Annotated in this window: 15 protein-coding genes; 1 reads left to right on the forward strand and 14 read right to left on the reverse strand. The window is 46.3% G+C overall.

What is annotated here, in order from left to right; genetic code table 11:
- Positions 1-267 precede the first annotated feature (267 nt).
- Entirely contained in the window at positions 268-1,146 is an 879-nt protein-coding gene (locus ABTV53_RS23610; RefSeq protein WP_433747094.1) for a nucleotidyltransferase-like protein, read from the reverse strand.
- 122 nt (positions 1,147-1,268) lie between these two features.
- Here ABTV53_RS23610 and ABTV53_RS23615 point away from each other — a divergent pair, with 122 nt between their 5' ends.
- Positions 1,269-1,649, forward strand: a complete 381-nt coding sequence (locus ABTV53_RS23615; protein ID WP_433747097.1) for a DUF2614 family zinc ribbon-containing protein — start codon at positions 1,269-1,271, stop codon at positions 1,647-1,649.
- Between the two features lie 262 nt (positions 1,650-1,911).
- On the opposite strand, the gene ABTV53_RS23620 is transcribed toward ABTV53_RS23615, so the two are convergent.
- The 13 genes from ABTV53_RS23620 to sigY form a co-directional block, all read right to left on the reverse strand.
- A complete protein-coding gene (locus ABTV53_RS23620; protein ID WP_433747099.1) occupies positions 1,912-3,642 on the reverse strand; it encodes a glycosyl hydrolase family 18 protein in 1,731 nt (576 codons plus the stop codon).
- Between the two features lie 142 nt (positions 3,643-3,784).
- Positions 3,785-4,207, reverse strand: a complete 423-nt coding sequence (gene perR / locus ABTV53_RS23625; protein WP_026081471.1) for a peroxide-responsive transcriptional repressor PerR — start codon at positions 4,205-4,207, stop codon at positions 3,785-3,787.
- A gap of 167 nt (positions 4,208-4,374) precedes the next feature.
- Entirely contained in the window at positions 4,375-5,784 is a 1,410-nt protein-coding gene (locus ABTV53_RS23630) for a DUF4097 family beta strand repeat-containing protein (RefSeq protein ID WP_433747101.1), read from the reverse strand.
- 26 nt (positions 5,785-5,810) lie between these two features.
- Positions 5,811-6,404 carry a hypothetical protein gene (locus ABTV53_RS23635; protein WP_433747104.1) on the reverse strand — a complete coding sequence of 198 codons (594 nt, stop codon included), beginning with the start codon at positions 6,402-6,404 and terminating at the stop codon, positions 5,811-5,813.
- A 147-nt stretch (positions 6,405-6,551) separates the two neighbouring features.
- Complete coding sequence (locus ABTV53_RS23640) at positions 6,552-7,262, reverse strand: MgtC/SapB family protein (protein WP_433747107.1); 711 nt, start codon at positions 7,260-7,262, stop codon at positions 6,552-6,554.
- Positions 7,263-7,294: 32 nt separating this feature from the next.
- Positions 7,295-7,759 carry a GNAT family N-acetyltransferase gene (locus ABTV53_RS23645; protein WP_433747109.1) on the reverse strand — a complete coding sequence of 155 codons (465 nt, stop codon included), beginning with the start codon at positions 7,757-7,759 and terminating at the stop codon, positions 7,295-7,297.
- Between the two features lie 96 nt (positions 7,760-7,855).
- Positions 7,856-9,295, reverse strand: a complete 1,440-nt coding sequence (gene gatB, locus ABTV53_RS23650) for an Asp-tRNA(Asn)/Glu-tRNA(Gln) amidotransferase subunit GatB (RefSeq protein WP_062836483.1) — start codon at positions 9,293-9,295, stop codon at positions 7,856-7,858.
- A gap of 26 nt (positions 9,296-9,321) precedes the next feature.
- The gene (gene gatA / locus ABTV53_RS23655) at positions 9,322-10,779 is read right to left on the reverse strand and encodes an Asp-tRNA(Asn)/Glu-tRNA(Gln) amidotransferase subunit GatA (RefSeq protein WP_433747112.1); all 1,458 of its coding nucleotides are present in this window, start codon (positions 10,777-10,779) and stop codon (positions 9,322-9,324) included.
- A gap of 27 nt (positions 10,780-10,806) precedes the next feature.
- Positions 10,807-11,094 carry an Asp-tRNA(Asn)/Glu-tRNA(Gln) amidotransferase subunit GatC gene (gene gatC / locus ABTV53_RS23660; RefSeq protein WP_036607033.1) on the reverse strand — a complete coding sequence of 96 codons (288 nt, stop codon included), beginning with the start codon at positions 11,092-11,094 and terminating at the stop codon, positions 10,807-10,809.
- Between the two features lie 205 nt (positions 11,095-11,299).
- Entirely contained in the window at positions 11,300-11,683 is a 384-nt protein-coding gene (locus ABTV53_RS23665) for a hypothetical protein (RefSeq protein ID WP_024631336.1), read from the reverse strand.
- Between the two features lie 131 nt (positions 11,684-11,814).
- Positions 11,815-12,045 (reverse strand): sigmaY antisigma factor component, encoded by a 231-nt coding sequence (locus ABTV53_RS23670; protein WP_433747115.1) that lies wholly within the window; start codon positions 12,043-12,045, stop codon positions 11,815-11,817.
- Positions 12,038-12,373 carry a YxlC family protein gene (locus ABTV53_RS23675; RefSeq protein WP_433747118.1) on the reverse strand — a complete coding sequence of 112 codons (336 nt, stop codon included), beginning with the start codon at positions 12,371-12,373 and terminating at the stop codon, positions 12,038-12,040. The genes ABTV53_RS23670 and ABTV53_RS23675 overlap by 8 nt, the downstream gene beginning before the upstream one ends.
- Positions 12,370-12,906, reverse strand: coding sequence for an RNA polymerase sigma factor SigY (sigY, locus tag ABTV53_RS23680; protein ID WP_433747121.1), 537 nt, complete (start codon positions 12,904-12,906; stop codon positions 12,370-12,372). The genes ABTV53_RS23675 and sigY overlap by 4 nt, the downstream gene beginning before the upstream one ends.
- Positions 12,907-12,939: the final 33 nt, after the last annotated feature.

Consider the following 12,939-nt stretch of genomic DNA (forward strand, 5'->3'; position numbering starts at 1 on the left):
AGTTTCGGCGGCGACTTAAATAATGTAACACATTTCGTTTGTTTTCGTCAAGAACTTTTTTTAATTTCTTTTTTTGAAGCTTTAGTTCTTCACTTTTCCTCTGAAGAATTTATCGTTTGTTGACGATAATCTCGTTTGAAGAACGAAATATAATGTATCATATATCGTGAATGAGAGTCAACACCTTTTTATAAATTATTAATCAAACAAAAAAGGAAGGTTTCCCCTCCCTTATGTGATCAATTAAATTTCAGGCTTCGGAGAAGGTTATACCTCAATCCAATACCGAATTTCCCGGCCCTCTCCTCCGATCGATGGCCATCCTGCCGATTCTTTTACAATAGAACGAAAGACCAGCTTACGTATAACCAAAGGCAGATCTTCTCGAACAAATCTTAACTGCGGATGATGAACAAGCTCATTCATGCTCCACGGCTCCTTGCGACTTCTTAGCACACGCAGCAGCAGTTCTGAGCATTCACTCATTTTGGACATTACCGAAAACTCACAGGCAAGCAGGACAAGTTCTACTCGCTGCTCCAGCGTCTCCGAGCTTACGGTAAGCTCTTGATATAATTTCCATAAAGCGCGATCCAGATTCTGCACATGTGTCCAAACGGCATGATCCGGGTATATCCCCTGTTCAATCAATACAATTCTTGCCCAGTTCCCCAGAGCTTCTAATACATTGTAGTAGGCGTCTACAACATGACCTTCCTGAATATGACGTTTGGCCTCCACATACATTCTCAAGAAACTGGTGAATTCATGAAGCAGCTTCTGCTCGCGCAATTCCGCCCCAAAGGCAGACAGTTCTTCTCGCAAATCACTTAAGGTGCTGTCCGCTTCCCAGATAATCTCACCTTCAATCAGACACTGGGTGAGATTATTATGATTCCCGGTAACTACACTACTCTTTAATTCTTGACGGCTCGCATAGATCATCTGATAACGCAAATCACCATATCTGTAATGTCCCACCGCCGACTTCAATTGATCATCATTATGAACAACAAGTACTAATAATTCGAAATCTTGAATTAGGGAGCCGTGGAATCGCTCTCCCGGGTGGGAATAAGCGATAGCCCCAACTGCCCCTGTCTCTTCCGACTGTTCGGACAAAAAAGCAAGGTTCTTTAATTCCACGATTCCCTCCATACATTTCATGGCAGATAAGCGCCAAGTCAGTTATAATGTAATTCTACATCCAGACTGAAGTTTCCTTCTTTTCCAGGTCCAATACTACTCATACGATAGGAGCATTTTTCATGATTTTTAAATCAGCAAAAATTAATGCTTTTCGCACTTGGGGATTACTACTGACCATGCTAGGTATGGGCCTAATGATACTGGGAACAGCCGGGATTGTTTTCTGGGGACACGCAGGCAAGGTCTTCGCAGCTGTAGGACTCGTCATTGGACTGATTGCCATGATGGCCAGCCTAGTCATTTATTTCTGGGCGGGTATGCTCTCCACCAGTGCAGTGCAAGTCGACTGTCCGGAATGTGGGAAGTTAACCAAAATGCTGGGCAAAACGGATCGTTGTATGTTCTGTCACACCATCCTCACCCTGGACCCTAACAAGGCCAATATGACCAGTCAACAACTGAAAGCGCCTTCTACACAAGTCCCCCCCACCGATGGTTAGCACAAAATGATCTTCAACTCTAACTGTCTTTTACCTTAATTTCATTGAAGAACAAAAAAAGGCCCGGTATGTTTACCGGACCTTTTTGGACTTGGCTTATAAGTGAGCCCTTATTACTGTTATCAATAGCTAAGATATGAAATTATGTTATAAGTTCTACGACCAATATAACGGTAGACTGTACGTATGATGGTATCCAATGAGAAACTTTGAACTTAGCCAAAATAATTTGAAGCAAGCAGACAGTCAGAGTTCAAGTAAATTATTTCTGGTAACCAGCCTGCTTTAATACCTCCCATGCAGAAGCATTAGCAAAACTCCGATTCCATGCTGCTACTCCGCCCAGCTTCAACGAAGCAATCAAATCCACCCGCGCCTGAAGGGACACGGCATCTTCGACCCATATTTTCTTGGTCGCTCCGTCTTCCTTATATTCCACATAGTTCTGCCCACTTGCCTGATCCAGTTCAGGTTTGAGTTTCTTCTCTTGGATCAACTCCACAATGGTATTCATGCCTACCGCTTTGGAAGACACTTTAACCTCACCCTGATCATTTGTCTCTTCCGTCCATATCCGTGTATAAAGCGGAACCGCCATGATCAACTTGTTAGAAGGGACTTCGTCCTCCTCAAGTATGCGGCTCATGGAAGCCTCGGTCCAAGGCAGAGACGCTACCGAACCTGCCTTAGGACTGGCCGCCCAATGTTCATCATAAGCCATCACAATAACATAGTCTGCAAAAGAACCTAATGCACGGCGATCCAAAAAGGCAGACCACATCTCACTGTTCGATTTTGGGGTTACATCGATCGATAACATCAACCCATGTATGCGTGCCATCGCTTTGATCTCGCGCACAAACTGCGTAATATTCGGACCATCATCTGTATAAACGTTCTCAAAGTCGATATTGATACCATCCAGTTGATACGTCTGTGCATACTCCAACATCTGCTCAATAATATGAGTGCGTGTCTCGTAAGAAGCTACAGCTTCTTTGGTAATGTCCGGGTCAAAGCTGTTATCCATGAGTCCCCATACTTCCATACCCGAACGATGAGCCCAGTTCACATAAGCTTGGTTTCCCTTGCTTTTCACCGTGCCCTGTCCATCCGTAATATGAAACCATGTGGGGCTAACCACATTCACACCAGGCATTTTACCGATAGAGCCCACATCAGGCTGACGGTTGTACACGGCTTCCCAAACCAGATTTACCGGTTTATTCTGCCACTTCTTCTCTGCTGCAGTCAGCGTAAACTTGGGCGTGTCCACCTTCTTTTTCTCCGTGAGTGCAATATGGTCATTATCTACATATCCGGCATATCCATTATCGAGTTGAACATAACTCTGTTCATCACCCGTCTGCCATACACGTACCCGTGCATCCTTTTCCATATCGGCAATGATTGGTGAGGATTCACCCCCACGTTTATATAACGGCACCGTCTTGTCCGCTTTGGATGACAACGTATCAATCTCAGCATATTGTATCGTGTCTCCTCCACGCATCAGCAGTACAGCACCTGTTACCAAATCTTCCTGTATGGCGATGCCGTACACTTCCTTCAATGGTTTGAGCGGAATGTATGCTTCCCCATCCTTCACCTCAGGCTTAACCGTCATAGGGTAATCTTTGTGATTAAGTTCTGCTTGTGTGCTGTCCTCTTTCATATGGAGAACTCGCTGAGAGGAGGCAATAATGATATCGCCCGACTCTGGTTCGTAACGTATGCCCGCATCAACTGCTTCTTGCAGCACCTTTACGGGCAACTTGAGTTGATCTCCTGTACCCAGAGCGTCTCCATCCATCAGTTGCCCATCTACAAAAATAGGCTGGCTTCTTCCCACCCAATCGGGGTCTTCATGGGTCTGGTTCAACCATACATTCGTTATAAGCCAGTAAGCCCCCCCAGCGATCAGACAAGCCCCGAGAAAACCGGGCCAAAATGAACGTCTCTTCTGACGTGTGTATCTGCTTTTTCTACCCAAACGTCTACCTCCATTAATTATGCTGGATCATAAGGATGTACGCATAAGTTGTTATGAAAATGAGTGTTTTGCATAAATGCTAAAAAAAAAACGTGAAGAATCCATACTGAATTCTGCACGTTAATATTGTAATTCAACTCTCTTAATCCCTGCAACTTTTGCAAACGCCATATACTTCCAATCGGTGACCGTGTACTTCGAATCCTGTACTAGACTCCGCCTGAAGTTCTACACTTTTGAGTGAAGGATAGCTGAAGTCTTCAATTTTGCCGCATTGATCACAGATAACATGATAATGATCCGTCACATTGGCATCGAAGCGACTTGAATTATCTCCGTATGTCAATTCCCGGACCATGCCAGCTTCCAGAAACATCTTCAAATTATTATATACCGTTGCCACGCTCATACTGGGAAATTGGGGTTCAAGGGCTCGGTAAATTTCATCGGCTGTCGGATGCCCCATAGATTCCATCAGATAGTTCAATATGGCATGACGCTGGGGTGTAATACGGACACCGGTCGTTTTCAGATGCTCCAACGCATGTTGGACACGTGTTGCCATAAAACCCACCGCCTTACCTTTCATTCTCTGGTGAAGAGTAAGATACTGTCTCCTCGCACAGAGTTGATTCCCGGCCATGAAGAACGACAATCCATCTTTCATGCCGTGTAATCTTGCCAGTGTACATTTATTGTACGGCGATTACAAGTTTATTGTCAACGCGGCAGTCAAGGAACCTCGGTAGAATCCTCCTGGGAATTTGCTCCGTCCTCGGTAGTCTGTTCCAGATCTTCAGCCGTATCTTCAGAATCGGTTGTGGTTGTTTCAGGCGTAGATACAGCCGGATTCCGGTGAATGGATAGATCGCTGTTTCCTTCGATTTTGACTCTGTATTCACCCTCACCGAGCTGGCCTTCTATGGTTTTATTCTGTACTTTGAAAGGCAGATCCGTACTTAGATCTCCATAACTGCTGGAACCTGCAAGACTGTAGTCTCCACGATCAGGAAGTAATACGTTAATGGCTCCCACCGCACTGTATACATCCCAGTCCCCTCCGACTTTGGCAGATACGATGTTAATACTGCCATTAAGCGATTGGGCTTTGATTCCCAGATTGGCTCCATCCAGCGTAATATTGCCGTTGCGTGTCTCTGCGGTGAATTCACCAACGGAGTCCGCGATACTGATACTTCCCACTTGAGTAGTAAGATCTACATCGCCGGAAATACCCCGAGCCTTCATGTCTCCACGGTTACTGTCCAGATCCACATTACCAATGGCATTAGCTACAATGACATCCCCGTTCAACGTCTTTCCTGAGATATCCCCAACCGCATTGGTAATTCGGATACGTCCATTACCCGTTTCGGCGAGTATGGTACTAATCGCTTCCGGACGGTTTAATAATATGGCTCCATTGGAAGTTCGAATATCCAGATTAAAGCGACGATCATCCGGAATCGTAATGGTAAGATTCATACGCGGCTGTGTTTTCTCATTGTCCCCATACGTCTTGCCTGTAGCTTTGATATGAATCACTTTCGTACCGTCGGTCTCCACAAAAGAGGCATCTGCTACGGCCTTCGCCTGTACTTCCGTCGTCTGATCTACCCAGATCACGGTTCGTACTTCAATCTCCTCCGTGTCTCCCCGTTGCACCGAGATATCTCCGTTCACACCTTCTACCACAAGATCTGACGTATCCATTCCAACAGGTACACGAATTGTACCCTTATCCTCCATATACCCTGCCGCTTGACTGTAGTCCATGGATGCCGCTCCGAGATTTAGACTCACTCTATTCCATAAGTGCATGTAGTGATCCTGCTCGGTGACGATAAATACGGAAGCCGCCAAAATCAGTGAGGTTAGAATGCCTTTGGCATCGGGTCTGAAACGTACTTTGATTTGCTCCTCAGGATTGCTCGGGTTATCCGATTGCACCTTGTTTCTTCTGCGTGTCCACAGGAATAGCACAATATATTCAACACCTAAAACAACGAGCAAAAATGGCCACCAGTCCGCCATCTCATATACATAGTCAGTTCCCCACCGTTTATCCAAAATCAACAGCACACCGACCGCTATGATTAAGGCGGCAGCCGTATAGCGGCCAACCCGGACTTTACGGTTCATCACGTTCCCCCCTTGTATCGTTTCGACTACATTTTTTTCTTGTTCAACATCACCCAGAATTCACGCCCGAACAGGAGCAAACCTCCTACGATCATGAGAACCGCAAATGAATACCCGCCGTACACGGCCAGGAGCTCTTGAAACCAGCGTGGTTTGCGAAAGAACAGCACCATCAATGATCCTCCCACAATCAGGAGTAATCCGAACGATATGCCTCTCTCCCAGACCATCATTGCATCTCGTATAGAACGTTCATTGGATAGCGGCTTGTCCGAAGTTGCCTGGGTTACTGCTCTACGTCTGCGCATCATGACCCAATCCGCAGATTGCAACACATCATATACATTGTAAAAGTAAATAACCGGAATACACAAAGCCAGTAAGATGAGCAATGGCACATTGATCTGTATACCAATAGATGAGAAGTACAACACTGCTGACAGATCAAGCAAAACAAGCAGCATAAAGGTCAAACCTCTCATGTACAACCTCAGATAAATATGACCCAGACCAGGAATAATGGCACTCAGTAATCCCGCAATAAACTTGTGCGTCCGATTCCTGACCGGTTTGGTCTGGACTGTACGGGTCTTTTGGTTCGATTGACGTCTACGTTTCATAACATACTCCTCTCTTCTGATCTGACCTTCCGCTCTTCATGCATTTGGTTAGATAGTACCCTAAAGAGCAAGGAGAGTAACTGGAAGAAATATGGATATGACCAAAAACCCTCCGGCACTACTGGCCTGGGGAGGGTTGTAATTCATTTATTCGATCGACACCTTGGTAACGTGTTCCCATTCTCTTAACTTGGATACCAAGCCTACCGTTTGGAAATCATGCGGTACCTGAACATGCAGCACAATCTCAATTTTGCGTTCAACCGATATCATCTCTGCATATGCCAGGTCTTGTTCATTCACGGTGATTTTACGAATTTTGATCTTCTCCTGCTCCATACATGAAGACAGTTGTTCGAGACAACCTGGTTCTGACAAAGTATGAAGTGTAACAACATGCATCTTGTTCCCTCGTAAATACCTCAGCTCTAATTTGTTAAAGACCCAGAGATTAAGCAATACCAGAACGGTGGATACGATAGAGGCAAAAAAGAATCCTGCACCTGCTGCAAGCCCAATAGCTGCAACAACCCAGATTGAAGCAGCTGTAGTCAGTCCAGTAATGGATTTTCCCGTGAAGAGAATGGTCCCTGCTCCCAGGAATCCGACACCAGTAATTACAGCAGTAGCCAGACGTGCTGGATCGATCCTTACGTTTAATTCATTAGCAAAATCTTTAAAGCCATAAACAGACAACATCATAATTAGTGCAGAGCCAAGACATACCAGGATATGGGTACGCAAACCGGCAGCATGATTGGACCGTTCCCGCTCCAGGCCTACGAGCCCTCCAAGCAGCATAGCCAGCAATAATCGTAATAAAATGTGCCACTCATCAATGAACCATGGATCGCCCAAAGTCGGTATTCCTCCTCAAGTTGTTCATATTATTAAAGTTTATTCTTGTGAAAAGTCGTTAATTCCACTCCAGGTGCAATCTGTGTGACTTCCACGGGATTAAAACCAAATTTGGTGTACAGATTCACTGCAGGTTGATTCAGCGTTCCTGTGGAGACGATATAACGCGGAAGATCCGCATGCTGTACCAACACATACGTCATCAAAGATGCCGCAATTCCCTTGCGAAAGTGATCCGGGTGCACCATCATTCGTGTAATGGTCAGTGTGTTCTCCTCTTCCTCCGCTACAGCGACAGCCCCGATAAGCTCTCCGTCATCATGGATGCAACCATAAAAACTCTCTCCACAATCCCGAAGTGTCTCCATCGTATCCATCAAAGGAGGAATCTCCTGAAATCCGATGATTTCGGCTTCCAATCGATAGGCCACATGTTGTAGTCTCCATAACTGTCCCAACGTCTCCAGATCACTCAGTGACAATGGTTGAATGTTCATATCATTTCCCCCGTCCGAAATACATTTGTATCTATCAATACCAAAAAGAGGCTGTCACAGGGACGAGCCTCTTTCTGTCCGGCCTCACCGGAAGGATTAGCGGTTCAGCACATCTGCAAGCAGTTGGTTGGCTAGAGCGGGATTCGCCTTGCCTTTACTTTCTTTCATAACCTGACCAACAAGGAAGCCAATGGCTTTTTGTTTACCAGCTTTATAGTCTTCCACGGATTGAGGATTATTCGCCACAACCTGCTCAACGATGGCAAGAATGGCACCTTCATCACTAATCTGTACAAGACCCTTCTCTTCAACGATCTGCTGTGGAAGCTTGCCGCTCTCCAGCATTTCCTTGAATACCGTTTTGGCGATTTTGCTGTTAATGGTGCCCTTCTCCAGCAATCCGATCATCTCACCCAGACCTTGGCCTGTCAGTGGGACTTGAGTCACCTCAAGATTGCTCGTATTCAGGTAACCCAGCAGGTCGCCCATGATCCAGTTGGATACGGATTTGGCATCCTGAGTGAATTTCAAGCTATCTTCGAAAAGATCAGCTATAGCCTTGGATGAAGTAATAACCTCTGCATCATAGCTAGGTAACCCATAATCAGCCGTGTAACGGGCTTTACGCTCGTCTGGGAGCTCAGGTATGGTAGCCTTGATGCGCTCTTTCCAGGCTGCATCAATATGCAGCTTCACGAGATCCGGGTCCGGGAAATAACGGTAGTCATGCGCCTGTTCCTTACCACGCATCGACAGTGTTTTTCCTTGCGCCTCGTCCCAGCGACGCGTCTCCTGAACCACTTCACCGCCATCATCCAAAATTTCAGCTTGACGATATTGTTCATATTCGAGACCACGTTGAACACCACGGAAGGAGTTCATGTTTTTCAGCTCGGCTCTTGTTCCCAGCTTCTCCTGTCCATGTGGACGCAAACTGATGTTGGCGTCACAACGCAGTGAACCTTCTTCCATCTTCACGTCTGATACATCACAGTACTGCATGATTGCGCGCAATTTTTCAAGATACGCACGTGCTTCTTCCGGAGAAGAAATCTCAGGTTCGGATACAATCTCCACGAGCGGCGTACCGACACGGTTGAAGTCCACCAAAGAAGCGTATCCGCCATCGATATGCGTAAGCTTCCCTGCATCTTCTTCCAAGTGAAGACGTGTGATGCCAATTCGTTTCGTTTCACCATTCACTTCGATATCAATCCAGCCGTTCTCACCAATCGGTTGATCGAATTGCGAGATCTGATAGGCTTTTGGTGAGTCGGGGTAAAAGTAGTTTTTACGGTCAAACTTGCTGACATCAGCAATCGTACAATTGAGGGCCATCGCTGCCTTCATGGCGTAGTCTACCGCCTGACGATTCAAAACAGGCAGTACGCCCGGATGTCCGAGACAGACCGGACAGGTATGCGTGTTCGGTGGAGCTCCAAAAGCTGTGGAGCAGCCACAGAAAATTTTGGAGTTGGTATGCAACTCCACGTGGACTTCAAGTCCAACGACCGTTTCATATTTAGATGCGGACATTTCTATATTCCTCCGTTCCGGGCAGTCTACAGCTGCGGACGCTGCTTGTGGAATTCTGTATTTTGTTCAAACGCATGCGCTACACGCAATACGGTTGTTTCATCAAAGGCTTTACCGATAATCTGCAGACCAACAGGCAATCCATCCGAGAATCCACATGGAATACTAACAGCAGGTACACCAGCCAGATTGACTGGAATCGTTAGAATATCGTTCAAGTACATTGTAAGTGGATCATCCACCTGTGAACCCAGTTTGAACGCCGTAGTTGGTGCAGTTGGTCCAATAATGACATCATATTTGGCAAATATATTGTCGAAATCCTGTTTGATCAATGTACGTACCTTCTGTGCTTTCAGATAATAGGCATCATAGTAACCCGAGCTGAGGGCATACGTTCCGAGCATGATACGCCGTTTCACTTCGGGACCAAAGCCTTGGCTACGGGACTGATGATACAGATCCAGCAAGTTGTCCGGATTGTCTGCACGCACGCCATAACGTACACCATCAAATCGAGCCAGGTTCGAAGAAGCCTCTGAAGATGCCAGCAGGTAATACGTAGCTACCGCATATTCGGTATGCGGAAGGGATACTTCTTCCCATGTTGCCCCGAGCCCTTCAAGAACTTTCAATGCAGACAAAACCGTTTCTTTCACTTGTGGATCGACGCCTTCACCGATGTATTCCTTCGGAACAGCAATGCGAAGCCCTTTGACATCACCTGTCAGTCCGCTCAAATAATCCGGGATTTCTACTTTTGCAGATGTCGAATCTTTGGCGTCATAACCAGCAATGGCTTGCAATACATAAGCAGAATCTTCAACATTTTTCGTCAAAGGACCAATCTGATCCAAAGATGATGCAAATGCTACCAAACCAAAGCGGGAAACAAGTCCGTACGTCGGCTTCAATCCAACAACACCGCAATACGAAGCAGGCTGTCTGATGGAGCCACCTGTATCTGATCCAAGCGTGAAGTATGCTTCTCCCGCAGCCACAGCTGCTGCAGAACCACCGCTGGAACCTCCTGGAACACGATCAAGTGCCCATGGATTACGTACAGGGGAGAAACTTGAATTTTCATTGGAGCCGCCCATGGCGAATTCGTCCATGTTGAGTTTACCAATAGTTACGGTGTCCGCAGCTTTCAATTTCTCGACAACTGTCGCGTCATACACCGGGTCGAAGTTACGAAGGAATTGGCTGCCGCACGTCGTGCGCAGTCCATTCGTAACGATGTTATCCTTAATACCTACAGGCAGACCAAAAAGCAAACCTTTCTCCTCGCCACTCACCAGACGGTCATCCAGTTGACGTGCACGAGCGCGTGCTTGTTCTTCATCCAGTGCCAAATATGCCTTAACTTTATCATCATGCGCGCCAATGTTCTGATACGCCTGATCCACCAGATCGCTGACCGACAACTCTTTGGCATGCAGCTTGTTATGTAACTCAGGCAACGATTGTTCAAATAAACTCACAGTTTTTGTCCTCCTTCCGGTTATCCGTTATTCCATTACAGCAGGCACTTTAAACTGCCCGTCTTCTTCTTCCGGTGCATTGCGCATCACCTGTTCAATCGACAGGCTTTCTTTGGTCTCATCTTCACGCATGACATTGCTTACGTGCAGAACATGAGTGGTAGGTTCAATGTCTTCCGTATCCAGCTCATTCAGCTTTTCTGCATATTTTAAAATCGCGTTCAGCTGACCTGTCAGGGTCTGTTCTTCTTCAGCAGTCAAGTTGAGTCGGGCCAGCTTGGCCACATGCTGAACGTCATTATTCGAAATACTCATTAGCGGATGCCTCCTTCATTCGTTCTGATTCCCGAAACGACCTGAAACGAATCGCTCGTTTAACGGGCTAAAGTCTCAAGATAACTTTTTTCATTATAGGTGAGATAGTTCGACAATTCAATGCAAATGACCTGACAGGCATCCGGGAAGCTAAAAACAAACTTATAATATAAAAAAGAGCCGGCATCAGCCGACTCCTCAAATTCTAAATCCATGCACGCAGATTAACCTGCTTTATAAAATCCGCCTGTGACATAACATCGTTCGCGGTTTCCTCTTCCTCTTCCACAGCTTGAAAATCTCCGTTCATCAGATGATGAAACAGCTTCTCATTGTGTGTCGCAAGGGCGTAATCTATCAACGCTTCTCGCTCGACCCGCTCAGCTTCCTGCTTCAGCAGAACCTCTTCCAGATCGACGTCGCCGGATGGAACAAAAAAGTTCCGATTCACCTGCGGCACTCGAAGCACGTAATCGAACGCATTGTCCGGATTCCGGTCATAAGCGATGATGAAACCATATTCCCCCACAGGAAGATTCTGCTCAAACGCATCCGCGACGATGACAACCTTCTCTCCTAATCGCAGCATCGTCTAACCTCCTGGTAGTCTATCTTAATATTTATTTGTATAGTCTACTAGAAAAGAATAACGATGTCTAGGAATACTAGAATTAAACAACATATTTGTGCAAAATCTTTTTTTCCATTTTTAAAATGATGTTATTTCTGACTTCGTCCACCTGGCTTGCGTTGTGATCGAATTACGACAAACCAATATATGATGAGCGGCGTGGGGAATCCTGTGATTCCCCATAATCCCCATAACCAAGGGTAACGTCCACGTCTGCGTGCGTCCTGAAAGATCCATGTGCCCTGAACCAGGAGGAAAATGCCAAGCAATATAAGCCATAGTGGAGAAATTTCATCCAATGAATAATGCATTTTATTCATGACGAACCTCCTTCCGGCGCCGTCCGGCCCAGATCACAGCCAAAATCACCGCAACAGCTGTACCAAGAGCCTGGATACCTAAATATAGAGCTGGAGCAGATACGAGAAATAATGCCCCGAACGTAATGACAAGCAATCCAACCAACCAGAAACATATCATCTCGATCCAATTGGTTCGGCGTCTGATCTGTCTCCGTTCTCTGACTTGGGCTTCAAGTGCACCCAAAGAAGGAATACTTGTCGGCTCAAATGCATCATCCAGCACTTTCATGTGTTGCTGCAATCGTTCTACAACTTCTTGTTCTTGTGCATCATCTGATCTGCTCATCCCTGTTCCAGCTCCTTTCTTAACTGACGGAGACCATAAGCTGTGCGTGACTTCACCGTTCCCGCAGGAATACCCAGCATTTCCCCGATCTCGTCATACCCGTATCCATAATAATGCTTCAGCAGCACTGCCACACGATGCTCGGGTGTCAGCCTTGTCATCGCATCCATGACATCTGTCCATTCTTCATTCCGACTCTCAAGCTGCCAGCGGAATCGACGTACAGCCTGATCCCGGATGAGAGCAAGCCAGTTCTGTTCTCTCTTCTTACGTCTTGTCTTGTCGATATAGATGCGGGTCGCAATGGTGATCATCCATGATGAAAAGGCAGACGTGCCATCATATCGATGGATATTTTCCATACAACGAATCATTGTATCCTGCACCGTCTCTTCTGCAAGGTTAGCGTCCATCGTAACTTTGACAAGATATTTATACACAAACGTGTAGTGACGCTGCAACAACGCTGCGAGTGCGCTATCGTCTCCCGATACTGCTCTGCGTACCTCTTCCAGCTCAGCTGCCTTTATCATGATCATCACCTGCTTCCCGTTCAATCTGGAGTT

Origin of the sequence: Paenibacillus amylolyticus, from assembly GCF_050990605.1 — a bacterium.
Classification (GTDB): Bacteria; Bacillota; Bacilli; order Paenibacillales; family Paenibacillaceae; genus Paenibacillus; species Paenibacillus amylolyticus_H.